Genomic DNA, 23,680 nt, shown 5'->3' on the forward strand with positions numbered 1-23,680 from the left:
TCCGCCGGTGGAGTTCGAAGAGGCTCTTCTGGTCGAGCACAGTGCCGGCCGGGTTCAGGAGGAAGCGTCTACGCAGGCTGCGTGACGTGGTTCACGTGTCCACGACTTGCGGGGAGCCCCAGAGTACAAAGATGACGACATCAGAGAATTGCTCGCCAGCACACGGTCGGGTCTCGAGAAGCCGCCATGAAGCGAATGGGAACCAATGTGCGGCGCGCACGCCTGGACGGCCGATTGTCAACGAGCCGAACTATCGACCGAGCAAGGCGGCCGTGTAGCACAACTCACCCTTGCCCCAGGCAACAACAGTGATCCAGTTCTCAGCCTTCGATGCGCCAATTTCTGGAAGTTCAATCAGCACAGTGGCGACAATGCCGACTTCTATCTGCTCTCACACCTTCACCCGTGGCAGTAGTTTGGCATCTTAATGCTCGTAGTCAGCACAATGCATTCGAACCGTACGTCGGAGCTAACGTGCTCCTAGTTTCGCCGGCTACGAGTACAGGTCCGCCATAGTGCCGCGTCAATCTTGCTTCGGCACGCCATTGCACAATCTATACTGGAAACCAGCTGGAGTAACTTGCATAGATGGGTCACAGACGATTCAGTGTGGGGAGTTGCGGGCGCAGCGCGGGCGGATGAATCAGGGAGCTTCCGAGTGGCAACGATCCTCGACGTCGTGGACAACTTCTTCTATCAAGACGGTGAAGACATTCGCAAGATCCCAGCGTCACGCCTCCTTGAGTTCGGTGAAGAAGTACGCCACTTCAACGAAAACAATGAGCCGTCGGTCACGGTGCGAGATGGATGTCAGTATCTAGGCGGATGGCCCTCAGCGGACTCACTGCGCATTGGTGGAGGAGTGATCCGTTCTAGTCTCCTCTTTACTGAGCAAGTCCTGGTCAAAGATCAAATCTCCGATTGGTTCAGCAATGCCACACACCAGAACGAACATCACCTATCTTCGTCTCCCGGATGGTATGTACCCGGCGAGGGGCCCAAAATTGCCGAGACGAGAGCATTTCTGGCGAGGTTGCTCCCAGCATTGCGGGACACTCGTGCACTCATCGAGAACGAGGTCATCGTCCTCGCACCGATGGAGAACATCTACCAGCAACGCGAAGATACCATCAACGAGATTCATTCTGAGCTCGTCGAAGCTCTGCTCCCAGACCCTCTCGAACTCGCGGAACGCTTCGATCCTCAAGATCTGGCAATTGATGACGCTCAACGTGGGATGTTTGTCTTTGCCGGCGGCGACCGAGAAGAACAGACTCGACAGGCCTTTTCCAAGTCCTTGAAATATTTCGCACGAGAGTATGTTACGGCCACCAGCCTCGGCAGCACCTACTGCGCACCATTTGAGTACGAGCGGTTAGTGTGCAACCGGGCATTTGGCAATGTCACATCCGGAGCAGATCGAGTTCGCGAGGGGCTGCTCCGTTCCAAATTACCCGTGTTCTCGGGTTTGTCATGGAAGACCTTAAGCACAATCCACGACGACGATGATTTCGGAGAGTTCCGACGTCAGTTATTTAAAATCTACTCACAAGCTCCGTTGGACGCGGACGAGAAAGAACTAGAACAATACCTGGAAGAACAAGAACATGTACTTCTCCTTCCTCTACTTGAGCGGGCACGACAGAGCGCTGACAACGGATTGATTTCGAACCTCGGAGTATCGCTCAAATCCAACTTCTTCCAGCTGGCAATGGGCATAGGTACTGGTGTAATCACCGGGAACCCGATTCTCCCGATCCTCTCTGGTGCCGCTCTCGTCGCAGATCACTTCATTTTCCAGCGTCCCCGCAGATCGAATGTGGCGTGGACGGCGCTTGTCAATCAAAGCACGAGCGTTGGTGCCGAAATGCCCAGCGCGCTCGAACAACCGGAGCAAGTGGATCAAGAGACAAAGAGCAGCTCGGGCCATCCGTGGGGGATTCCGGAACAGCCCTCAAACTCAGTCTTAGTTAGTCGGGGTACTGTCCACGCCGAATGGATGCCACCACTTCCCGTGGCCGAGAGTTCCGCAATGGGCAGTTCTTATCAAGAGGGCGTCTACAGACCGTGTGAGTGCGGGAGCCTTCTGAGCTACAAATTTTGTTGCCGAGACGTCGATCGCCGCTATCGAACGCTGCCCAACCTCTGAACTGACCCTCAAGAAACCGCCTCTTAAGGACGAACTTTTCAGATTCGGAGGTTCCATCTGCCTCTTTTTGAGCTGACAATAGCATCGATGAGCGCTCGGCGAGAGAGAACAGGGCATGGATCGATCCGGTCGAATTTGACATTCATGATGCGTCCTCCCAGAGGGCCCGGAGCATATCTTCTGCTTTGTCCGGATCCCGACCGGGACCGGAGAACGCATCGAGCAGGGCCCGTGATCGCGGAACGAACCGGATACCGCCCTCGTTCTCAACATCGTCCAACTCACCGCTCATGGGCTCCAAGAGAAGCACTCCCTGCCCTGGTCGAGCTCTTTCCAACCCAATCCGCTGAGCCATACCTCGTGGATCTCTCACATAGATCAGCGGTGCACCTGCCTGCGCATCAGACCGTTCCTCCCATGTGGCAACGATTCCGGACACGGCATAGTCCACGCCCGCCTTCCCCAGCTGGTCGACGAGACCTCGCCATCCTCGCGGGATCTCGACCGGGACCCGGGCACCGTGGCGCCTGGCGACCTTCCCAGCATTGCCGGCGTTTACAGCGATCGCCACCAGATCATCGACTCCTGCCGAGTCTCTCAGCCATTCGGTTCTCTTCCACCGGTCTGACCAGGCACCGGTTGGAATCTTCACTTCCGTCGGTAAGGGGCCGGCTGGTTTTGTCGTCGCCGTTGGTTGCAGGGTCTCAACCTCCGGAGAGTAGGCCCGTTGGAGAATTGGAGCGAGGTAGGCATTCGCTGCCTGGATCGCAGAGGTGTCTCCGCTGGAGACTACGGAGGTCCCGTTGAGCTGGTATCCCGTGGCGGCGAAGATCTTCTGCATCGTGCGCCAGGTGGGGTCCATCTGGCCGCGTTCGATGCGGCTGATCGTCGATGGCGACACATCCGCCAGCTGCGCCAGTTCTTTCCTGGTGATCCCGCTAACGGCACGGATCTTCTTGACGATCTCTGTTGCATCCATATCAGCCACCTCCTTACGTTTGCGTATACGCAATCTTAGTGTTTCGCCGCATACTTATAGCATGCACATTCCTTCAATTCCGGGCTACGAAGTTCATGACGGCCCAACCACATTGGGACGTCTCTGGCCGACTCCTGGCGGCGACTATCCTCCAGAGCTTTGGCCAGAGGCGGAACTTCTGCGTATTTGCCCTGAGCCGACGGGTTGGCTGACTATCGAAGAACACTTCCACCGAGCCAACGACATGTATGGTGGCACTCACTGCATCATCATTGATGCCGAGTCCCGAGACCAGGTCTTGCAATCGGGTACCGGTTGGTCGGGGCAGAGTGACATCGGCGGCGTCGAGGTCTGGCGTGACGGCACGTTCTCCGACGGTCTAACCACGAATCGAGACGATGGCGGCGAGCTGAGCTTCTTCTCTGCTGTGCGGGAACACCACGGGTTCGTGAACCCCACTTTCGAGATCACACCCACTTTCCTCTGGTACTGGGACGCTTTTCCCAGCAACAGTGGCTGGTCTTATTTCGACTCGGCGGGTCGCAGCGTCGAATTGGTTCGGGTTGATGTCTCTATGGAGAAATGGACGGTCGAAGTCTCTGCGTTGGAGTTGCGCACGTTCCTGGCTGCGTGCGGGCGTGAACTTCTCGTCCAAAAGGATTACACGCTCCTCACAACCGACAAGATCGAGCCGTTCGAACGAGTCGACGACAACCACCGCACGGTCTGGTCCAACTTCGACTGGTTCGCAACCCAGGATGAACCCTCCAGTGGTGTAACCGCATTCTCGAATGTGATGGGCAAGTACGTCAGCTATGTTTGCGGAACGCAATAGCGGTGAGACCCTACAATTGTAGTGTATGTTCCCAAGATTCATGGCGGAATCTCAGTTCCGTGCCGGGACCATGTCGGAGTTCTCAATTTCATGTCGGTGTGCGGAGGGTGGTCGCAGGCAACGAGGTCGTTATTGGACAGGGTCGGCTCACCAGCTGACTAAGTTGCGCCACCGACCCAACCCCTTGGGCAGAAGGCAACGCGGGCGCGGCACATGCCCCCGCAGAAGAGTGAAGCCGCAAGGGAGAAGGGCGACGGTGAGGGCAAGCCCTCCGAACCCGGGCTCATGCTCTTTCAGCACTCCCATGCCGAGCCACCCTGCTGGAAGGATGAACAAGCACCTCAACAGCCCCCACCGTTCGGATCGGAACAGGGCGAATGCCAGCAGCAGTGACCCAAGGATCGTCCCAGCGGAGGCGATGACGGGTACTCGCCAAAATGCGTAAGCCAGTTCCCCGTAGCCGTCGAGAATCAGTGATGAGGCTGCCTCTGCCCCTAACCGCTCGACGACATTGAAAGCCGTCGCATCCACCCCCAGGTAGAACATTCGCGCCATGAGTCCCACTGTCAGCAGGACGCATCCCAGCGTCGCGGACCATGGTGCCTGAGCCGCGGCCTGGCGTGACAGAGCGAAGGCAGCAGGCACCAGCAGCAGGATTCCCAGGAGCAGCAGAGTCGACCCTGCAGTGGACAGTCCCGGCTGGCGGGCATGGATTTCGAGCAGCATCGGTGCTGCGAATGTTGCCGCGTCGAGATCGCCGAGTTCGCTTAGCGTCAGGCCGGCTCTGGCTCGGGCTAACCATTGGAGGAACAGGCCGGCAGTCCACAGCAATGGGGCCGAAATGAGTGAGAGGCCGGAGATGAGTCGCTCGGCTCCTCCGCTAATATACTGGGGAGGCGCCGAGCCGAAATCAGGAGAGACCATGGCACGAGTTTATCCTTGATCCACCGATGGGAGTAGCCTGATCAAGCCGCGCATGAAATGGAAATGCCCCCTCTGAACTGGGAAAATGGTGATGTTCAAAGTCAACCAATCCCGCCCAGAAAGGGGCACCTCTCAGGTGCTATTCAATCACACACCCGCGTCTGTGTCCCACTCCTTCGACGATAGGAATCTCACCGCTACCACCGGGCTGGTCCCGAAAATGGGCCTGGCCAAGAACGCCGACCTGCCAGACCTCACCGAAGACCGTCTGACCGTGACGACGACCGGGGCTGACAAGGGCGCGAACCCGGCCCCGAAACTGGCCACACTGGTTGCGGGAATGGCCGCCGGGGCCGACTTGATCGATGATATGAATATTCTCCGCCACGCCGGCATGAAACACCTCTTCGACCGCGTCTATGCCCCCTCGACCCTGGGGTCGTTCCTGCCTTCGTTCGCCTTCGGCCACATCCGGCAACTCGACGCGATCTCCTCCCGCTTCCTGACCAACCTCATCGCGCACACACCGCTGCTGCCCACCAACCAGGACAGTACACAGGCTTCAATGATCGTCGTCGATGTCGACGACACCGTCATCCACGTTCAATCTGCGTCGAAGCAGGGAGCCGGGTTCGGCTACCAAGGCAGTCGCGGACTCAACGCACTGTTAGCGACCGCGTCGACTTCCGACTCCAGCCAGATCATTGTCGGCCAGCGCATACGCAAAGGCTCAACGTCGTCAGCCAGGGGCGCTGACAAATTCGTCTCTGACGCCCTGGCCACCACAACCCGAATCAACTCTGGCACTTCGGTGTTGGTGCGCGCTGATTCGGCATACTACTCATCAGGCGTGGTCAAAGCCGACCACAACGGCGGGGCTCATGTATCGATCACGGTGCGGATGGACAAGAAGGTCAAAGCAGCGATCGAGGCGATCAGTGACGCCACATGGAAGGGCATCGAATACCCTGAAGCGATCTACGACGAGGAAACCAGGACATGGATGTCAATGGCCGAAGTCGCTGAGATCCCATTCACCGCGTTCACCTCGAAGAAAAAGGCACTGCAAACGACGGGACGTATGGTGGTCCGCCGTATCCCTGAACTCAACGAAACCAAACGCATGAGTGGGCAAGACCCATTGTTCGACTTGTTCCGGTATCACGCATTCTTCACCACCGTCGATCGCACTCGTTTCGACACTGTTGCTGCTGATCACATGCACCGCAAGCACGCGATCATCGAGCAGATCAATGCAGAGTTGAAGAACGGGGCCTTGGCGCATATGCCTTCCGGGGTGTTCAACGCCAACGCGGCGTGGGTGACGATCGCAGCGATCACTCACAACCTGCTGCGAGCCGCTGCCGGACTCATCGGTGGACGGATGAGCAAAGTCCGCGCCCCGACGCAGCGAACACGCATCATCAGCATTCCGGCGCGGATAGCTCATCGAGCCAGGAAACTGATTATGCATCTGCCCACGAAGTGGCCGTGGGCAGAAGAATTCTCACGACTCTAGCAAGCAGCGTTGAGCCCGCCAAGGACAGTATTGTCCTGACAGATTCGCTCTTCCTTCGAGCACGATGCCGCGGGGTCTGGAGGAGACCTTGGGAAACACTTGTGAAAGAGACCGGGGCATCAAACGAATCGGTGGATCAAGGTTTAGTAGGATGGTCGGCATGCCCAATCTCACCCGTGTCGCCGTCCGCATCGTGCTGCTGGACCCCGAGTCACGTGTCCTGCTCTTCGAAGGACGCGACCTCGCCGATGCTCAGGACTGCATCCGCTTCTGGTTCACCGCCGGCGATGGCAGCGAAGCGAGCGAAACCCTGCGGGAGACCGCGGAACGTGAGCTGGAAGAGGAGACGGGCATGTCCGGCATCGACCTGGTCGGGCCGTACCATCGGCGCGAGTTCGACTTCCTCAATCACGGCGAACCGCAGCACCAGGTCGAGCACTTCTTCGCCGCACGGACGGACTCGACGGATCTGAGTGACTCAAACTGGACCGAGCTCGAGCGAACAGCCATGACCACGTGGCGCTGGTGGAGCGCCGACGATCTCGAGGGCGCGCCGATCCAATACTTTCCGGAGAACCTGCCGGAACTGGTGAGGGAAGCGGCCGTACTGGTCTGAACCGCCTCGCGAGGATGTCTTCGGGCGGCGGGACGCACCGCGTTCGTTCTCACCGGTCGGGCACCACGGGCACGTACATGACCACGTGCAGGCGGGAATCCTCCGAGGGGATGAGCCGATGATGGTCGAATTCGATGAAGCCGTCTTTGTGATGGTCGAAGGCGCGGCGTCGGCTCGCGAAGCGTTCGATCGTCAGCTCCGCCCACTGCTTTCGGAAGTCCTCGCTGGCCGCGCTCAGCCGGTCGATGAGCGCACGATGCCTCGGAGTGCTCAGTCGAACCCCGGACTCGACGCGGAATTCGGCGAGGAAATGCCGACTGTCGGCCTCCCAATCCGGGAGCATGCCGCGCAGGGCCGGGTCCGTGTAGATGAGCCAGATGAGGTTCCGGTCGGCCTTCTCGATCGTCGTGATCGCCGGGTAGAGCCATTCGTAGCCGGCGTTCCACCCGGCGATCGTCCAATCCGGGGCGACGGCGAAGGCAGGGAAATCGAGGGCGTCGAGGAGGCGCTGCAGGGAATCGGAGAGCTCTGCCGGCTTCTCGTCCCAGGGCACGTCCTCGCCCTCGAGCAGGGATCTGACGTAGTCGGTTTCGGCCTCGCTGAGATCGAGCACCCGGGCGACGGCTGTGATGACCTGCCGGGAGACGTTCGTGTCCCGACCCTGTTCGAGCCACGTGTACCAGGTGGCGCTCACACCCGAGAGCGTGGCGACCTCCTCCCGACTCAGCCCGGCATCGCCGTTGCGCGCGCTCGACGGCAGACCCACCGCCGAACGCTGTCGGACCCTGCGCCTGCTGGTGAGGAACTCGCCGAGCTGCTCACGGCGACGGGTGCGGGGTCGGATCATAGGTTGATAGTACTGCCAGTACTGGTATCAACGGTAGCTTCCGCCGAGACCGCAACCGCGATGTCATGGTTCCCATGCCTGCTTACCGTTCTCGCACAGTCACCCATGGTCGTAATATGGCCGGAGCCCGCGCGCTCTTCCGCGCCGCCGGAGTCCCCGGTGCGGACCTCGGCCGCAAGCCGATCATCGCGGTGGCGAACTCCTTCACCGAGTTCGTCCCCGGGCACACCCATCTCGCCCCGGTCGGGCGGATCGTCTCCGAGGCTGTGACCGCCGGGGGCGGCATCCCGCGCGAGTTCAACACCATCGCCGTCGACGATGGGATCGCGATGGGCCACGGCGGCATGCTCTACTCCCTGCCCTCGCGCGACCTCATCGCCGATTCCGTCGAGTACATGACCAATGCGCACTGCGCCGACGCCCTCGTCTGCATCTCCAATTGCGACAAGATCACCCCGGGCATGCTCATGGCCGCGCTGCGTCTCGACATCCCTACCGTGTTCGTCTCCGGAGGCCCGATGGAGGCCGGCCGAACCACGCTGACCGATGGCACAGTGAAGTCGCTCGACCTCGTCGATGCGATGTCCGAGGCCGTGAACGAGACGACCTCCGATTCCGATGTGCTGCGGATTGAGGAGTCGGCGTGCCCGACCTGCGGGTCGTGTTCGGGAATGTTCACGGCGAACTCGATGAACTGCCTCACCGAGGCGATCGGGCTGTCCCTGCCCGGCAACGGCTCGGTGCTCGCCACGCACACCGCGCGGCGGGACCTCTACGAACGTGCCGGCACTCTCGTTGTCGATCTCGCCCGCCGGCACTACGACGATGATGACGATTCGGTGCGTCCGCGCGCGATCGCCACCTCGGCGGCCTTCGGCAATGCCATGGCCCTCGACCTCGCGATGGGCGGGTCGACGAACACGATCCTCCACCTGCTTGCCGCGGCGCACGAGGCCGGCGTCGACTTCGACCTCGACGATATCGATGCGATGTCCCGGCGGGTGCCGTGCCTGGCGAAGGTCGCTCCCAACATGGCCGGGGACCGCACCTTCTATATGGAGGACGTGCACCGGGCCGGCGGGATTCCGGCACTGCTGGGGGAGCTGCGGCGTGCGGGTTTGCTCAGCGAGAAGGTGCATTCCGTCCACGCAGCTTCGCTCGGTGAATGGTTGGACGAATGGGATGTCCGTGGTGTGAAAGTCACCGAGGCGGCCCGGGATCTCTGGCATGCCGGTCCCGGTGGGCGCCGGTCGTCGACGGCGTTCTCGCAGTCGGCGCGGTGGGAGAACCTCGATCTCGATGCCGAGTCGGGCTGCATCCACGACATCGATCACGCCTACTCCGCCGACGGTGGCCTCGGGGTGCTGCGCGGCAACATCGCCGTCGACGGGGCGGTCGTCAAGACCGCGGGAGTCGACGAGTCCATCCACGTCTTCTCGGGTCCCGCCGTGGTCTGCGAGTCACAGGAGGAGGCGGTGGAGAAGATCCTCACCAAGCAGGTGCAATCGGGAGACGTTGTCGTCATCCGCTACGAGGGTCCGCGCGGTGGACCGGGAATGCAGGAGATGCTCTACCCGACCTCGTATCTCAAGGGTCGTGGTCTGGGGAAGGAATGCGCCCTCATCACCGACGGACGGTTCTCCGGCGGCACCTCGGGGCTCTCGATCGGTCATATCTCGCCCGAGGCGGCCGCGGGTGGCACGATCGCGCTCGTCGAAGACGGCGACACTATCGCCATCGACATCCCGAACAGGTCGATCAGTCTCGAGGTCTCGGACGAGGAGCTCACGCGGCGACGGGATCGTCTCGAGGCGGACGGCACCTATCGTCCCCTGCAGCGCGAGCGCAGCGTCTCGACCGCGCTGCGTGCCTACGCCGCGTTCGCGCAGTCCGCGGACAAAGGCGCGGTGCGGAAGGTTCCCGATCCGGCCGACGCGAATGAACCTGCTCGCAAAGCGTCAGTGAACTAGGTGTGATGTCCAGGGACGTTGTTTCGGCGACACGGTCATGAAGAGCTGAAAAGTGAGGGCCTCTGGTTGCGAAGTGGAGCTGTTGAGCTCAACCGCTTCACGAACCAGGAGGCCCTCGTGTCCCACGCTAACGCCGCTGTGACCCCACGCGCCCGACTTCGCCTGGCGCGCCTGATCGTCGAGGACGGATGGCCTATCGCTGCCGCTGCGAAGATGTTCATGGTCTCTCCCGTCACGGCTCGGAAGTGGGCCGGGCGACTCCGCACCGAAGGGCCGATCGGGGTGACGGATCGATCGAGCCGACCGCGGTCGATGCCGACGAAGACGCCACTGCCGCAGGCTAAACGAATCGTGAAGGCCAGGTGGCGTTCACGGCTCGGCCCGGTCCAGATCGCCGGCGAACTCGGGCTTCCAGCTTCGACCATCCACGCGGTGCTCGTGCGCTGCCGTAGCAACCGACTCAGCCATATCGACCGGGTGAGCGGTGAACCAATCCGCCGTTACGAGCATGATCATCCCAGCTCGCTGATCCACGTCGACGTGACGAAGTTCGGCAACATCCCCGACGGCGGCGGTTGGCGCTTCGTCGGGCGTGTCCAGGGCGAGCGAAACCGTGAGGCCACCGCGACCCGCCTGCAGAGCCGCAACCACCGCTACGAGCCGCGCTTGGGTACCGCGTTCGTGCACACAGTCATCGACGACCACTCCCGTGTCGCTTACGCCTAGATCTGCTCTGATGAGAAAGCTGACACCGCGATCGGTGTCTTGCGCAAAGCAGTGTCCTGGTTCGCCGACCGCGGCATCACTGTCGAGCGGGTCCTCTCCGACAACCGCTCGGCTGACAAATCCCATGCCTGGCGCGACACCTGCGCCGAGCTTGGCATCACGGCGAAGAAGACCCGTCCCTACCGGCCACAGACCAACGGGAAGATCGAGCGCTTCCACCACACCCTTGCCGATGGCTGGGCCTACGCACGGTTCTACCCCGCAGAAACCGACCGCCGAGAAGCACTACCCTGTCAAGCCCCGGGTTTCGTAGAGGCTCCTTTTCTTGGTTTCCTAAGCAGCCGCGGACTCTGTCGCGGACTGGTTGATCCATTCAGAATGAACCTCTATAGGCGGTCGGTAGTCAATCGCTGAATGCAGCCTGGACTGGTTGTACCAAGCCACCCACTTCGATGTCTCCGCCATCACCTCAATCAATCCCGACCACACCTTCCGGTCGATGAGCTCTGCCTTGTAGACCGAGTTCAGCGCCTCGGCCATCGCGTTGTCATACGAGTCCCCACGCGACCCCACAGACGCCACGACCTCGGATTCCGCCAGGGTCTCGCCATAGCGAATCGACCGGAATTGCACCCCGCGATCGCTGTGGTGGACCAGCCCGGAGACGTCTTCGCCAGCCCTGTACTTCGCAGCGAGAGCCATCGTCAGAGCGTCCCTGGCCAGAGACTCCCGCATATGGTTCGTCACCTGCCACCCGACGACCTCCCGATGGAAGACATCGAGGATGAACGTCGTGTACACCCACCCAGCACGCGTGGGCACATAGGTGATGTCCGCGACCCATAAACAATTCGGACCTCCAGCCTTGAACTCACGTTCGACGAGATCATCCGGACACTCCTCAGCCCTGGCCGAAGCCGTCTTCGGACGCTTCCGCTTCCGCCGGATTCCGTCGATGCCTAACTGGCGCATCAACCGCTCCACCGTACAGCGGGCCACCGGCCCGAACTCATCGGCGTGCTCGCGGTTGATCGCCTTCCACATCAACCGCTGCCCGTAACAGGAATAGTTCGCCTCATAGAGGCCCCGGATCACCACCATCAGTGCCTGATCCCGACGGGCCCGGGCTGATGGTTGACGCTTCTTGTAGGCGTAATACGAGCTCACAGCAATCCGCGCAGCAGTCCCGGACAGGGCGCGCACGATTGGCTCGACTCCGAACTCGTGACGATTGTCGTCGATGAAGGCGACAATCACTTCGATGGGCGGTCGAGCTCCGCCGCGGGAGACAAGCCGATGCTCTCTTCAGAATCTCGTTGGCCCGCTTCGCTTCAGCCAACTCAGCCCGCAGCCGGCGGTTCTCCGCTTCCAAGTCGACCGACTCGGCCGGGGTGGTTTTGCCGGAATCCTTGTGTTTACGTACCCAGACTCGCAGGGTTTCTTTGCTCAGCCCGAGTTCGTTCGCGACGCGGGTGATGGCTCCGTTCGCGGTGTCGGGGTCGGCCTGGGCGTGGATGACGAGTTCGACTGCGCGAGCCTTGAGTTCGTCGGTGTATTTCACTGGCAAGAGAGAATCTCCTTCTTCCAATCTCCCTGCCTCTATTATCCCCGGGGCGATACAACCCCTGTTTCGTCAACTTCTGTGACCCTGTAGCCGAGTGCGGCGCACCAGAAGCGGCTCAGCTCTTCCGGGTTCCAAGCTCTGACTACGAGGTCCCCGATCCGGCTGGTCACACAACCCACCCACCTTCTGCACACTGACTTCGTTGCGTAGAACCTTACCGTTGGCTCAGGACTAGAATCCTTGAGCTTCTCGGCTTGTTTGGGCTACTCGCTGAGGATTACGACAAGTTGGTGAGACAGAAGCAATCTCACCTAGTTGTCAAGTCGCAGGTCAGAGCCGTAAGGCAGGGACAAGTGCTCCGAGAGCCTACAATGTAGGTTCTCGTTTAAGTTGTCACTTTCTCACTTTCTTGGCCATGGCGTGTCAAATTTCTCACGCACCTGTCAATCGAGGACCGTGAGAATGGTCGTTCGCAACGTAGCGTTCCGGTACTGCACCTCCTCGCGTCTGGAGTATGTATGAGCGCTTGACTGTCACGGCCATCCCTCCGGTCTCTTCGTAACATGTCGGTTCCGGGCTATGCCCGTAGGTCCGTCACGAGCTGAGCATCGTTGAGGGCGGGACTGACACCCTCATTCCGCAAGCGCGACTGCTGAGCGCGGGAGGAGCGGCACCGCAAGGAGGCACAGTACAGCGATAGCAAGAATGACAATGAGGGTGGTCATCATTGCGGTGGCTGTGCCACTTGCGAGGGTGCCGATGAATATCGTGGTGACGAGCGCTGAGCCGATGCCGTTGGCGATCTGCTGAATGGCGCTGAGGGAGCCGCTGGCGGAGCCGGCTTCTTCGGGCTTGAGGTTGCCGAGAGCAGTATTGAATACCGAGTTGAAGCAGATCCCTGCAGCGATTCCGATGAGACTGGTAGCGATGAGGTTCTGCCACCAGATCACCTGAGCTCCGGAAATAAGGACGAAGATGAGCAGGAGACCTGTACCGAGAATTGTCGTGAGCATTCCGATGAGTACTAGGCGCCTGCCGAGCTTGAGGATCAGTGCGTTCGCGATTCCGGAACCGACCATGATGCCGATGGTCAGCGGGATCAGGTTCAGGGAGGTCTTGGTTGGTGAGTAGCCGAGACCGAGCTGGAAGAAGAGGCTGATGACGTACATCAGTCCGCTGAAGCTCGCGAAGACGCAGAGTCCGACAATGAGTCCAGAGGTGAATCCGCGGTTGGCTAGCAGACTGCGGGGCAGAAGCGGTTCGTCCGCTCGAGCTTGCCGCCATCCAAACAGACCAAGAAGGATCAGCCCGATGATCACGCTGCCGATCGTGAGCATGTTCCATCCATCGGAAGAGCCTGTGACGAGGCCGAAAAGTAGGCCGAACAGGGCGAGGGCGAGCAGGATGCTGCCGATCAGGTCGATGCGGGTTGAGCGCTGTGCGGGAACGGTGGGCAGGTAGCGGAAGGCGAGGATGAGGGCACCGCCGCCGAGGACGATGTTGATGAGGAAGATCGGTCGCCAACCCAGGCCGAACAGGTTCGCATCGATGATCAGCCCACCGAGGATGGGGCCACCGACGGCAAAGACGCCGAGCATCGGGGCGAAGACCGCGAAGGCCTTCTGCAGCATGGGCTTCGGGAACGTGGCCGCCATGATCGCCATACCCTGCGGGATGAGCAGCGCCCCGAACGCCCCCTGGATGACTCGAGCGGCGATGAGTATCTCGGCATTGGGTGCGAACCCGGCGAGGGCGGAGCCGATGATGAAGCCGATCATTCCGGTGAGGAATGTGCGGCGCTGGCCGAGTTTGTCACCGGCCCTCCCGCCGAGGACGAGCAGGGACCCGAGCGCGAGGGCATAGGAGGCCCCGAGCCAGGGGATGACGTTTTCACTCACGCCGAGCTCGCTCACGATCGAGGGGGCGGCGACGTTGGCAATGGTGGCGTCCATGAGGTCCATCGCATCGGCGAGAACGACGACGATCAGCGTGAGCCAAACGACGCGCGCCGTTACGGGTGGTGTTGTGGTACTCGTGGTCATTGAATCTCCAATCTCGAAGTAACGAACATGATCGTAGCGAACAGGTTCGTTACGATCAAGATCGTAATTTGGTAGAGTCGTTGCATGACGACTCGAGAACCCATCAGCAGACGCGAACGGCCCGCAAAGCCAGCTCTTTCACGAGATGCGATCGTTGCGGCGGCACTCAGCGTGCTGGAGCGCGAGGGCGCGGAGAAGCTGACGATCCGACGAGTCGCCGCCGAACTCGATACCGGGCCGGCTTCGCTCTACGTTTATGTGAAGAATGTCACCGTGCTGCACGCTCTCCTGATCGATGGGCTGCTCGCCGATCTCGATCTCGAATGGGACGGCGCTGAGCCTTGGCGTGAGCGTGTACACCGGGTGATCGGTGACTACATCGGGCTGCTCACCAGACATGGCAATCTCGCCCGTTCTGCTTTGTTCGTATGGCCCGAAGGGCCCAATTACCTGAGTCTGATCGATCTCCTCCTGCGGCTCCTGCAGTCCGCGGGGGCCGACGACAGATCTGCTGCGTGGGGAATCGATCTCCTCCTCCAGTATGCGAGCATCACCGCCGCTGAGTGGGCGGCCAGAGCATCCGGGACCGGCCAGGAGACCGATGACCTCGCTGGCACTCTGGCTGCGGCAGACCCTGTCCGCCACCCGGCGCTGGAGGCATTCGATACGACAGCGTTCATGCAGGGATCACCTGGCGAACGCCAGAGGTGGGCTCTCGACGCTCTTCTCAACGGGGTCACGCGTCAACGCCGCTGAAAGACGTCCGGACCGCTTGTCGGATCCTTGGCTAGAGGCCAACGGTGCCGCGCACCCCTGCTGTTGCACCCTGCCGCACGGCCGGCGAGAGATCGAAGCAGCTCTCATGACGTCGAGTCTGCCTGCACCTGCGGGCAGGCCGTCCTGAGTGGGTCTCTGAGTCCTAGGTAGGAATGGGCAGGTTATCGGTCGTTTTCCGTGGTGGTCGGCATCGAGGATGGAACTACCGACGCAGAAAGGAATCATCATGACCTACCCCACCGACCGTCCAGCCGTCTGGTTCGTCACGGGCACATCACGGGGCCTCGGGTTGGCTCTTGTCACCCATCTCCTCGGCCGTGGTGATCACGTCGCGGCAACAACCCGTTCCTCCTCACGACTCCTGTCAGCACTTGCTGAGACCGACACAGAGAATCTTCTTCCTCTCGACGTCTCGCTCACAGACGAGACAGACGTGTTACGCGCAGTCACCGCAGCAAATGAACGATTCGGCCGCATAGACGTCGTCGTCAACAACGCCGGCTACGGCTACCTGGGAGCCATCGAGGAGACAACCGCCGCGGACGTGAAGGCAATGTTCGACGTGCAGATCAACGGCACCTGGAACGTTTTGCGTGCAGTAGTGCCGCAGATGCGTGAAGCACGATCTGGACACATCATCAACATCTCGTCGATCCTCGGAGTTCTCTCTTTTCCCGGCTGGGGGCTGTACTGCGCTGCAAAATATGCACTCGAGGGGCTCTCCGAATCACTTGCAGCCGAAACCGCCGACCACGGGATCGAGGTCTCCGTAGTCGAACCTGGCTACTTCAACACCGACTTCCTTACCGACGACTCACTCGCTCTGGCCAGCCACATCTCTGATGCCTATCCGGCCATCCGCGAGATGATCGCCGAGCACAGAGCAATGTCTGGAAGTCAGCCCGGTGACCCGATAAAGGCGGCAGAGGCAATAGTGACCATTGCCCAAACAGAGAGCGGCTCATTGCGTTATCAACTGGGGTCGGATTCGTCGGACATGGCCGAGGGCAAAGCCAACACTCTGAAGGACGAAATTCTCCTCGGCCGCGAATTCGCTCAGCGCACCGACTACGTCGAGGCACCCTTCGTCTCGTGACTTCACCTTGAGCGTGGCTGGTGTCGTCTGCCCTTTTCGCGACGTCAGCCACTCCCGGGGCCGCTGGGCAATCGATGACAGAAGGTTTCTCGCGACGTTTTGGGAGAATGGTGCCATGAGTGACTCGCACGAACTCGGAAAGTTCCTGAGACGAGCACGCGAAAGTCTCGACCCCGAACGAACGGGGCTGCTACCCGACGACCGTATCCGGCGCGTCCCCGGGCTCCGCAGAGAAGAGGTCGCACTGCTGGCTGGTGTCTCCGCCGACTACTACACCCGCCTCGAACAGGGGCGGAACCTGACCCCGTCGGCCCAGGTCGTTGACGCCCTCATCAAGGCTCTCAATCTGGACTTCGCCAGCCAAGCGTATTTCCGTGCGCTAGTCGGACCAACGCTTCGTCCTCAGGCTCGCGCCAGCGTGCAGCGAGTTCGTTCAGGGCTCTATCAACTTCTTGATTCTTTCACCTTCCAGCCGGCGCTGATCCTGGGAAATCGCACCGATGTGCTGGCTTCGAACGCTCTCGCTCGAGCACTGTTTGCGGACTTTGAGAAGCTTCCGGCCAAGCACCGCAACTATGTCAGATGGATTCTGCTCGACGAGGATGCTCGCGTACTTTTTCTCGATTGGGAAGAACAGGCTCGAAATGCCGTCGAGGCGCTCCGCCTGGAGGCTGCGATGCTGCCGGACAATCGTGGACTCCAGCAGTTGGTCGGAGAGCTGTCTCTCGTCAGCGCCGAGTTCCGAAGCTGGTGGGCGGAACGCCGTGTCCACCAACGCACCTATGGCACGAAGCGCCTGCGACATCCGATCGTCGGTGATCTGGAGGTCCAGTTCGAAACATTCGGCCTGCCCGGCGATTCGTCACAAGTGCTCTATGTCTACACAGCGGAACCCGGAACAACTTCGCAAGAGTCACTTGGACTGTTGGCCAGTTGGGCTCAGTCACCTCCAGCCGACACTCGGTGAGCACCTGTACGAGCGCGCGGACGGCACTGGCCAGCCCGAGTTCTGTTCCGAGCGGTCGTCTCTGCTTCCTCACAGACCGGCTCGCAGCAACGACCGTCAACAGCGACAGGACCATGCGCCCTGCACAGGCTCAGCGCAGGATTCCATTGAGCACGAACTCGGTGCGGCGGTCGTAGTCAGGACGCGATGGGCGGCCACGATGCTTGAGCACGATGGCGTTGTCGAGGACCAGTTCGTGAAAGTCCTCTGCCGTGAACGATGCACTGAGGATGCCTTCTGCGCATCCCTCAGCAACCAACTCGTCGTGAAAACGTCCACCAATATGGCAGAGGGCCATGAGCTCGCCTGATTCCGGGAACTCCTGGAGCAGCACATCATTGACTGCGGGCACTCGATATTGGATATCTCTGAGGGCGGCGACGTACTCCTGGATCCGCACCTTGATGTTCGCGATGGACCGAGCATCGTCGATGATGCCGCGCAGCTCCGAGGTGACGACTGCGTCAATGACGGCATCGATGAGCCCAGTCCTGCCGCCGAACCTGTTGAAGATCGTCGCCCTGCTCACTCCGGCCCTCGAGGCGACCTCTTCCAGCGGCGCAGAAAAGCCCTGCTCGCGGAAGGTTTCCACGGCAGCATCCCGAATCCGATCGACATTGCGCCGAGCATCAGAACGAAGCTCAGTCGAGTCGTGTTCGATCACAACAGTATCCCTTCGCACCAAACAACTTGACACCCATCGTCAACTTCGACATTATCGTGCTCAAAAACAAGTTGACTATATGTGTCAACTTACCATCGGTGTTCGCCCGAGCGGTCCCTCTTTCGAAGCTGGCTGTTCACTTCGGGCATCGGCCTATGAAAGGACGTCTCATGATCATCGTCACCGGAGCGACGGGCAAACTCAACGGAGCCGTTGTCGATCACCTCCTCAAGCGCGTACCCGCGAGTCAGATCGGCGTCAGCGTCCGTGACCCGAACCGCGCCCAGCACCTTGCCGATCAGGGAATCAGAGTACGGCAAGGCAGCTACGACGACCCTGCGGCTCTGCTTGAGTCGTTTGAGGGCGCCGACCAGGTGCTTCTCATCTCGTCCAGCGACCTCACTGCCGACGTTGCGGCCCAGCACCGTCGCGCCGTCGACGCCGCAGTCGAGGCCGGCGCGCAGCATATTCTCTACACCAGCCAGCACGCGGCAGCTCTCGATTCGCCCTACTCGCCGCAGACGATCCATGCGATGACAGAGGACTATCTTGCCGCCTCGGGCGTGGCCTGGACTGCTCTGCGCTATGGCTTCTACGGCACGATCGCGGACCTGGTCGGGCCCTGGCAATCAACCGGCACGATCGTCAGACCGGTGGATGGGCCGTTCTTCTGGGTCGATCGTCGAGACGCCGGGGAAGCAGCGGCAGAGGTCCTGACTCGAGGCGCAGCCTTCAATGGCCCCGTTGATCTGACGCCCACTTCGCCGGTCACACTCTCCGATTTCGCGACGGCAGCCTCCGCACTGGCCGGTCGTCACATTGACCGCATCGTCGTTGACGATGAAGAGTGGATCGACCAGGAGATCGCCTCCGGAGTTCCTGAGCCTGCGGCACGTTTCACGCTCTCAATGTTCCAAGCAACACGCATCGGACACTTTGCTCACGCACACCCAAAGCTCACTGAGCTCCTCGGACGCGACCCACGCAGTATCGCTGTCCAAATGGGTGAGGAGATCGTCGCTGACAACAGGGCCCGCTGATCTGCTCACCGCACCTGCGACGGACGAAGGAGTATGAGCCTCGTCGAACGAGGTAAGCTTCACTGGCTAGTTACGATTGAAATGCCAACTGTCAGTTTTCGTCATCGAACTGCTGGCGAGGTTGACTACCACTACATTAATTCGAAAGAAGACAATGGAACCACAGCAGTTACTGGCCTGGGTCCTCGTGGCAGTCATCGGCGCGGCCACACCCGGGGTTGACCTCATGATCGTACTCCGGTCAACGCTCTTCCACGGAAGAGGTTCAGGATTCGCCGCCGTTATTGGTGTCGAGGTCGGGCACGCCATTTGGGCAGTTGCCAGCCTCGTCGGTCTGACTGCGTTGCTTGCTGCCTCAGCGATCGCATACGACGTGGTGAGGATCGCCGGAGCATGTTATCTCGTGTGGTTGGGTTGTATGGCGATCTGGAAGTCTCTCCCGCGCAACCGGATGAAGGAAGCTGAGACCTCGGCACCGATTCCACAGAACCCTATCGACGCTGCTCGCAACGGGCTGATCAGCAACATGCTCAACCCCAAAGTCGGAGTCTTCTACATCAGCATTCTCCCCCAATTCCTCCCCACAGAATCGCCTACGGCCTGGGGAGTGCTCCTGGTGTCTATCGCCCTTGCCATCGGCATCGTGTGGCACTCGGTCATCGTTCTCGCCGCCACTCGCGCTCGAGGCGTGCTCACACGCGAACGCGTCAAGATTTGGCTCGATCGTACGAGTGCAGCTGTGATGATCGCTCTTGGAGCGCGCTTGGCAACCGAACACTGACAGAGCGCGCGCCCGGCGATCAGGGTACGCGGATCGAGAGTTTGAAATCGCTCAAATAGGGAGCTGACCTTGCACGAACGTGCGGAGAGCGTGGGTTTGGCGTCGGAGTTAGCTTCAGAACTCGCAGGCCAAGTCGTACGTTGCGGGACATCGCCACTCTGTGGTGCTTAAGCTTCCGTGTCTGAGCCAGGACGTGTCGCGAGCAATGACGGTACCCGGCTCAGACCGGCGAGCCAGATGGATATGTCTGGGTCGATCCACGCGCTGACTAACAGCATGCGGTCGTGGAGGTTGACCAGAGGGAAACGATGGATCGGCTCGTGGTGGGCGATCCGGTTGCGCAGTGTGAGCAGAGCTTCGACATGTCCGTAGACGACCTCACGTTTCTGGGGCTTCATCCCCGGGAACGCCCTGCGCAAGTGAGACGTCCACAAGGTGTTTTGGTATCGCTTGGACAGTAGGAACCGCCAGAAGCCCAGGGACAATTCGGCGACGACTCGCCCCTCGGTAGTCGGCTTCCCACGCTGGACGAGGATCCTGCGGGCTTCCTCGATCTGCTCGATCCTCCGATCGTCAAACACTGCCGTCGGGTCGTCGAGCCAGGTGCCCGTCCTCTTGCCGTGCCATTGACGGAGTTCCTCGCACAGGGCATTGCGCAGTGTTACCTCGAAGACGCCGAGCACCTCGTGGAATGCGCCGCTGGCCCGGAGGTTCCAGATGTACAGTTCCTCTGCGAGTGCGTAGTCGTCATCGACTTCGGCGAGGTAGGGTCCCAGGCGTGCCTGAGTGACGTAGCGTTCAACTGAGGCGCGGTGAGTCGGGTCGGTCACTGAGTCCTCCACCTGCATGTCGTCGCCGGCGGCGGTGTTGCGCCGACTCTTCTCATCTGACATCATTGTCTATGAACACCCCGGATGACCCCTCGCTTCTCGTACCGATGTCGCCGGGGTTTTACTTTGCCCAGTTCAGTCAGTTCTCCGAGCGCCGCCAGGGCGCATCAGGGTCGGCGAGTGTCTCGAGCATGAGTTGGCACCAAACCTGGGCCGCTCCGACGACGAGTCGGGCGTGGCGGGGACGTACCCATCTCGGCACCTCCTCGGTTCCGTGGTCGATGCCGACGCTGTTCCTAATCTCGGTCACGCTCTGGGTGAGGGTGATTAGCGACTGCAGGGCCTGGCGCAGTGCGCGGTCTTCGGCGCTGACCGATTTGGGAGCGAGGCCGAGCGATTCCTGGGCGGCGTTGACCAGTGCGGGGACCTTCGCCGCCCGAGTGTAGCTCTGTCCGCGGGCGGTGAGCACGCATTTGGCAGTTGATTCGATTAGCGCCTTGGCGGTGCTCACGGCGAGCCGCGGATCCGTGTCGACGCTGTCGCCGAGCCTGCGCAAGTGATCGTGGATGGTCTGCGGGTCTGGGAGGGCGTTGAGCGCGTGATCGGTCAGCTGGGCCCCGGTGTTTCCAATGCGTACGGTGCCGGTGGCATCGTCAATGTCGAAGCCGTCCTCGCGCAGGATTCGGACCCACTTGTCCCGCAGCCCGTCGTTGCTGCCCCAGCCGGTCGAGTTGTCTTGGATGATCTTCTGCAGCGTGTCGCTGAAGACTTCGGTCAACCGCTGGGTGTCGGCGGAGTCGTCGAAGTTCAGGTTCGCGAGGTAGCGGCGCATCCGCTCGCGCCGCACGCTCTCGTCGTTCTCCCGCGGCTGCGGCGGGCCGAGGGTGATTCCGCGGTCGTCGAATAAGGCGTCGATTTCTCGCACGGGTGTCCCGGTCAGTTGATCGGCGAGCAGCCGCATCACCCTCGGAGTGAAGAGTCTCATGCCGAGCCACTCGGTCTCGTCGGGAAGCGCGGAGTAAGCCCGGTCCTGGTGGACGGTGCCGCCATCGACGTAGAACCAGCTCTGTGCGACACTCTTCGCCGTGATGTTGTGCTGTCAGCGCCGGAGCATCCGCCCTCCGTGGGTGGTTGTGGGTTCTCAATCACCCACTGTGCACCACTAAAAAGGTGACTGTGGGAAGCATGCGACGTTAAGGCGGTAGACATTCTCCCACCGTAGCTAATCCTGGCTTCGTCTCCCACCAGTGCGCCCTTTTCGGGTGTCCTGTCTGTGCCCGTGAGCGTCGCGCACAGCATCTGCCCTTCTGCTCCGGCCCTCGTGGTCGCTTGTCGCCGCGAACTCGTGAAAATGCGGGCAGGGCTTGCGGGAAGACTGCCCCTATTGGGATGGTTGCGCCGCCTTGTCTGCGCCTATTTCCGCGAGGGAGTCGGAGGGTTTTGACAAGTTAGTGAGACAGATGGCGTCTCACGGTTCTGTCACACCGAAGGTCAGCGAGGTGCGCCGCTGACAAGTTCGGCGAGATCCTACACTCCGATCACCCGGAAATCCGGGATTTCAGAGTGCGCAGCGAGCCGCCAGCGGACTCATCCGACTGTCAGCCGAACGGGTGCCGACGGCACCACCCACGGAGGCGCTGTTCCAAGTCATCAGGCAGCTTTCCAGCTGCGGTGGGCCCGGTCCGAGGATCCACACGTCGACGTTGACACGGACGGCTTGTCCGTCCTCGACCGCCCCCAGCTCCTTCGACTGGCTCGATTCGAGCGCCTCGTCCCCGCCGGTCGACTTAGCGTCGCCGTAGCTGGAGCAGAAACTGAAGTCACCTCCGACCCGAACAGGGTTCTCCAGCCAGAGATCGAGGGCCAGCTCGCTGACGTCCGGACTCTCCGGACGCTCGAACCCGACGCCATAAAGGATGATTCCGAAGAGCGACTGGTTCGTGTACAGGCGCAGGCGATCGGGCACACAACGAACGAGCGCGATCTCGGGATCCTCCTCGACGGACTCAAGCGGTGATACTGGCCCAACGAGCAAATGCCCATCTCATATCGTCGGCCTCGCCCTGCTGCTCACCTTCCCCGCACTGCGGATCGGCGGCCCGTGCGAGAGGCCTTCCTTGCCGACAGCATCTTTTCCCGAATCTTGAGCAGATTCCCGGAAGATTCTCGAAATTAGGTTAGGCTCATCTGGGCGCCGTCGCGTCGAGGCCCGTCCTCACCGGCGAGTGCCATTGCACTGGATCCCCATACACCGAAAGCGAATCATGGAACCTTTCACCAAGAAGCGAAGTCGCGGTCTTGCAGCCGCCTCGATCGTTCTCGTCGCCTCTCTCGGCCTCTCCGCCTGCGGCGGATCTGAGTCCGACACCGAGAACACCGCCGACGCATCCGGCGAGTGGCCGCTGACCATTACGGACGACGCCGGCCATGAGGTCACCATCGACAAGCAGCCGGAGACGATCGTCTCCACCGCTGTCACCCTCACCGGCAGCCTGCTCGCGATCGATGCGCCGGTCGCGGCCTCCGGCGCGACCATGCCCAACTCGACCGTGGCCGATGACCAGGGGTTCTTCACTCAGTGGAGCGACGTCGCCAAGGAGAGGGACGTCAAATCCCTCTACCAGGGCGACCCCGACGTCGAAGCCGTGCTCGCAGAAGAACCCGACCTCATCTTCGTATCGAAGACCGGTCAGGACTCGGCGAACGCGATCTACGACCAGCTCAGCGACATAGCCCCGACCGTCGTCATCGACTACGGCGACAAGGACTGGCAGGAGGTCGCCACCAAGCTCGGCGAGATCACCGGCCACGAGGACGAGGCGAAGAAGGTCAACGACGGATTCGACTCCCGCGCCGAGCAGGTCAAGTCCAGCATCGACGCTCCTGCACAGCCTGTCACGGGGATGGTCTTCAACGAGACGGCTAAGGGAGGCGGCTCCGGGGCCAGCGCGAACGTCTGGACGCCGGATTCCGCACAGGGCAAGCTGCTCGAAGAGGTCGGATTCGAACTCGCCGAGGTGCCCGAGGGCACGACCAGCCAGAGCGAGATGGGCAAGCGCTCGGATATCTACGAAGTCACCGGCGAGAACCTGTCGAAGGCCGTCACCGGCGAATCCGTGTTCCTGTTCAACGCAAACGAGAAGACCGAAGCGGCCTACAAGAAGAATTCTCTTGTCGAGAGCACTCCAGCCGTGAAGAACGATGCGGTGTACTCGATGGGACTCGATTCTTTCCGCCTCGACTATTACTCCGCTACGAATGTCCTCGACCGCATCGAGGACGAGTTCGGCAAGTAGGAGCCGAGCAGACGCACGG

20 protein-coding genes, 2 pseudogenes and 1 other annotated feature are annotated in these 23,680 nt (G+C 61.0%); of the genes and pseudogenes, 12 read left to right on the forward strand and 10 right to left on the reverse strand.

What is annotated here, in order from left to right:
- Window positions 1-658: 658 nt before the first annotated feature.
- Window positions 659-2,149, forward strand: coding sequence for a hypothetical protein (locus tag HK401_RS11965; protein ID WP_181274907.1), 1,491 nt, complete (start codon window positions 659-661; stop codon window positions 2,147-2,149).
- A 142-nt stretch (window positions 2,150-2,291) separates the two neighbouring features.
- On the opposite strand, the gene HK401_RS11970 is transcribed toward HK401_RS11965, so the two are convergent.
- Window positions 2,292-3,161, reverse strand: coding sequence for a helix-turn-helix transcriptional regulator (locus HK401_RS11970; protein ID WP_181274908.1), 870 nt, complete (start codon window positions 3,159-3,161; stop codon window positions 2,292-2,294).
- 28 nt (window positions 3,162-3,189) lie between these two features.
- On the opposite strand from HK401_RS11970, the gene HK401_RS11975 reads away from it, so the two are divergent.
- On the forward strand, window positions 3,190-3,963 hold the full coding sequence (locus tag HK401_RS11975; protein WP_181274909.1) for a hypothetical protein: 774 nt from the start codon (window positions 3,190-3,192) through the stop codon (window positions 3,961-3,963).
- A gap of 147 nt (window positions 3,964-4,110) precedes the next feature.
- Here the strand turns inward: HK401_RS11975 and HK401_RS11980 are convergent, their stop codons facing one another.
- On the reverse strand, window positions 4,111-4,887 hold the full coding sequence (locus HK401_RS11980; RefSeq protein WP_181274910.1) for a hypothetical protein: 777 nt from the start codon (window positions 4,885-4,887) through the stop codon (window positions 4,111-4,113).
- A gap of 163 nt (window positions 4,888-5,050) precedes the next feature.
- Here HK401_RS11980 and HK401_RS11985 point away from each other — a divergent pair, with 163 nt between their 5' ends.
- The gene (locus HK401_RS11985; RefSeq protein WP_181275179.1) at window positions 5,051-6,406 is read left to right on the forward strand and encodes an IS1380 family transposase; all 1,356 of its coding nucleotides are present in this window, start codon (window positions 5,051-5,053) and stop codon (window positions 6,404-6,406) included.
- A gap of 151 nt (window positions 6,407-6,557) precedes the next feature.
- Complete coding sequence (locus tag HK401_RS11990) at window positions 6,558-7,022, forward strand: NUDIX hydrolase (RefSeq protein ID WP_181274911.1); 465 nt, start codon at window positions 6,558-6,560, stop codon at window positions 7,020-7,022.
- Between the two features lie 49 nt (window positions 7,023-7,071).
- Here HK401_RS11990 and HK401_RS11995 read toward each other — a convergent pair whose 3' ends face one another.
- Complete coding sequence (locus HK401_RS11995; RefSeq protein ID WP_181274912.1) at window positions 7,072-7,869, reverse strand: helix-turn-helix transcriptional regulator; 798 nt, start codon at window positions 7,867-7,869, stop codon at window positions 7,072-7,074.
- Between the two features lie 74 nt (window positions 7,870-7,943).
- Between HK401_RS11995 and ilvD the strand changes: the two genes are divergently transcribed.
- Window positions 7,944-9,839, forward strand: a complete 1,896-nt coding sequence (ilvD, locus tag HK401_RS12000) for a dihydroxy-acid dehydratase (protein WP_181274913.1) — start codon at window positions 7,944-7,946, stop codon at window positions 9,837-9,839.
- A 117-nt stretch (window positions 9,840-9,956) separates the two neighbouring features.
- Window positions 9,957-10,856, forward strand: a pseudogene (locus tag HK401_RS12005) (IS481 family transposase); the annotation flags it as partial.
- Between the two features lie 42 nt (window positions 10,857-10,898).
- Here HK401_RS12005 and HK401_RS12010 read toward each other — a convergent pair.
- The 3 genes and pseudogenes from HK401_RS12010 to HK401_RS12020 form a co-directional block, all read right to left on the reverse strand.
- Window positions 10,899-11,822: an IS3 family transposase gene (locus HK401_RS12010; protein ID WP_309135977.1), complete on the reverse strand. Its 924-nt coding sequence runs from the start codon at window positions 11,820-11,822 to the stop codon at window positions 10,899-10,901.
- Window positions 11,742-11,860: a sequence feature (AL1L pseudoknot), on the reverse strand. It overlaps the preceding gene by 81 nt.
- Window positions 11,861-11,910: 50 nt before the next feature.
- Window positions 11,911-12,126: pseudogene (locus HK401_RS21185) on the reverse strand (transposase); the annotation flags it as partial.
- A gap of 635 nt (window positions 12,127-12,761) precedes the next feature.
- Entirely contained in the window at window positions 12,762-14,171 is a 1,410-nt protein-coding gene (locus HK401_RS12020; RefSeq protein WP_181274915.1) for an MFS transporter, read from the reverse strand.
- An 84-nt stretch (window positions 14,172-14,255) separates the two neighbouring features.
- On the opposite strand from HK401_RS12020, the gene HK401_RS12025 reads away from it, so the two are divergent.
- From HK401_RS12025 to HK401_RS12035, 3 genes are all read left to right on the forward strand, one after another.
- Window positions 14,256-14,927 carry a TetR/AcrR family transcriptional regulator gene (locus tag HK401_RS12025; protein WP_181274916.1) on the forward strand — a complete coding sequence of 224 codons (672 nt, stop codon included), beginning with the start codon at window positions 14,256-14,258 and terminating at the stop codon, window positions 14,925-14,927.
- Window positions 14,928-15,174: 247 nt separating this feature from the next.
- Complete coding sequence (locus tag HK401_RS12030) at window positions 15,175-16,044, forward strand: SDR family oxidoreductase (protein ID WP_181274917.1); 870 nt, start codon at window positions 15,175-15,177, stop codon at window positions 16,042-16,044.
- Window positions 16,045-16,159: 115 nt separating this feature from the next.
- On the forward strand, window positions 16,160-17,011 hold the full coding sequence (locus tag HK401_RS12035) for a helix-turn-helix domain-containing protein (protein ID WP_181274918.1): 852 nt from the start codon (window positions 16,160-16,162) through the stop codon (window positions 17,009-17,011).
- Window positions 17,012-17,141: 130 nt separating this feature from the next.
- On the opposite strand, the gene HK401_RS12040 is transcribed toward HK401_RS12035, so the two are convergent.
- Complete coding sequence (locus HK401_RS12040; protein ID WP_309135978.1) at window positions 17,142-17,747, reverse strand: TetR/AcrR family transcriptional regulator; 606 nt, start codon at window positions 17,745-17,747, stop codon at window positions 17,142-17,144.
- Window positions 17,748-17,884: 137 nt separating this feature from the next.
- Here HK401_RS12040 and HK401_RS12045 point away from each other — a divergent pair, with 137 nt between their 5' ends.
- Both HK401_RS12045 and HK401_RS12050 read left to right on the forward strand, forming a co-directional pair.
- The gene (locus tag HK401_RS12045) at window positions 17,885-18,754 is read left to right on the forward strand and encodes an NmrA family NAD(P)-binding protein (RefSeq protein ID WP_181274920.1); all 870 of its coding nucleotides are present in this window, start codon (window positions 17,885-17,887) and stop codon (window positions 18,752-18,754) included.
- 154 nt (window positions 18,755-18,908) lie between these two features.
- The gene (locus HK401_RS12050; protein WP_181274921.1) at window positions 18,909-19,535 is read left to right on the forward strand and encodes a LysE family translocator; all 627 of its coding nucleotides are present in this window, start codon (window positions 18,909-18,911) and stop codon (window positions 19,533-19,535) included.
- Between the two features lie 167 nt (window positions 19,536-19,702).
- Here the strand turns inward: HK401_RS12050 and HK401_RS12055 are convergent, their stop codons facing one another.
- The 3 genes from HK401_RS12055 to HK401_RS12065 all read right to left on the reverse strand — a co-directional run bounded on the left by HK401_RS12055 (window position 19,703) and on the right by HK401_RS12065 (window position 22,331).
- On the reverse strand, window positions 19,703-20,428 hold the full coding sequence (locus HK401_RS12055) for a hypothetical protein (RefSeq protein ID WP_181274922.1): 726 nt from the start codon (window positions 20,426-20,428) through the stop codon (window positions 19,703-19,705).
- A 76-nt stretch (window positions 20,429-20,504) separates the two neighbouring features.
- A complete protein-coding gene (locus tag HK401_RS12060; protein ID WP_181274923.1) occupies window positions 20,505-21,350 on the reverse strand; it encodes an abortive infection family protein in 846 nt (281 codons plus the stop codon).
- A gap of 573 nt (window positions 21,351-21,923) precedes the next feature.
- Window positions 21,924-22,331, reverse strand: a complete 408-nt coding sequence (locus HK401_RS12065; RefSeq protein WP_181274924.1) for a TroA family protein — start codon at window positions 22,329-22,331, stop codon at window positions 21,924-21,926.
- Between the two features lie 298 nt (window positions 22,332-22,629).
- On the opposite strand from HK401_RS12065, the gene fepB reads away from it, so the two are divergent.
- Entirely contained in the window at window positions 22,630-23,661 is a 1,032-nt protein-coding gene (gene fepB / locus HK401_RS12070; RefSeq protein WP_181274925.1) for a Fe2+-enterobactin ABC transporter substrate-binding protein, read from the forward strand.
- The last annotated feature ends 19 nt before the right edge of the window (window positions 23,662-23,680 follow it).

Origin of the sequence: Brevibacterium oceani, from assembly GCF_013623835.1 — a bacterium.
Classification (GTDB): Bacteria; Actinomycetota; Actinomycetes; order Actinomycetales; family Brevibacteriaceae; genus Brevibacterium; species Brevibacterium oceani.

Excerpts from the sequence above, each read along its gene's own strand:
- HK401_RS11975 (WP_181274909.1), top strand. The coding sequence starts at position 3,190 with ATGCACATTCCTTCAATTCCGGGCTACGAAGTTCATGACGGCCCAACC.
- HK401_RS11980 (WP_181274910.1), bottom strand. The coding sequence starts at position 4,887 with ATGGTCTCTCCTGATTTCGGCTCGGCGCCTCCCCAGTATATTAGCGGA.
- HK401_RS11990 (WP_181274911.1), top strand. The coding sequence starts at position 6,558 with ATGGTCGGCATGCCCAATCTCACCCGTGTCGCCGTCCGCATCGTGCTG.
- HK401_RS11995 (WP_181274912.1), bottom strand. The coding sequence starts at position 7,869 with ATGATCCGACCCCGCACCCGTCGCCGTGAGCAGCTCGGCGAGTTCCTC.
- ilvD (WP_181274913.1), top strand. The coding sequence starts at position 7,944 with ATGCCTGCTTACCGTTCTCGCACAGTCACCCATGGTCGTAATATGGCC.
- HK401_RS12020 (WP_181274915.1), bottom strand. The coding sequence starts at position 14,171 with ATGACCACGAGTACCACAACACCACCCGTAACGGCGCGCGTCGTTTGG.
- HK401_RS12025 (WP_181274916.1), top strand. The coding sequence starts at position 14,256 with ATGACGACTCGAGAACCCATCAGCAGACGCGAACGGCCCGCAAAGCCA.
- HK401_RS12030 (WP_181274917.1), top strand. The coding sequence starts at position 15,175 with ATGACCTACCCCACCGACCGTCCAGCCGTCTGGTTCGTCACGGGCACA.
- HK401_RS12035 (WP_181274918.1), top strand. The coding sequence starts at position 16,160 with ATGAGTGACTCGCACGAACTCGGAAAGTTCCTGAGACGAGCACGCGAA.
- HK401_RS12045 (WP_181274920.1), top strand. The coding sequence starts at position 17,885 with ATGATCATCGTCACCGGAGCGACGGGCAAACTCAACGGAGCCGTTGTC.
- HK401_RS12050 (WP_181274921.1), top strand. The coding sequence starts at position 18,909 with ATGGAACCACAGCAGTTACTGGCCTGGGTCCTCGTGGCAGTCATCGGC.
- HK401_RS12055 (WP_181274922.1), bottom strand. The coding sequence starts at position 20,428 with ATGTCAGATGAGAAGAGTCGGCGCAACACCGCCGCCGGCGACGACATG.
- HK401_RS12060 (WP_181274923.1), bottom strand. The coding sequence starts at position 21,350 with ATGAGACTCTTCACTCCGAGGGTGATGCGGCTGCTCGCCGATCAACTG.
- fepB (WP_181274925.1), top strand. The coding sequence starts at position 22,630 with ATGGAACCTTTCACCAAGAAGCGAAGTCGCGGTCTTGCAGCCGCCTCG.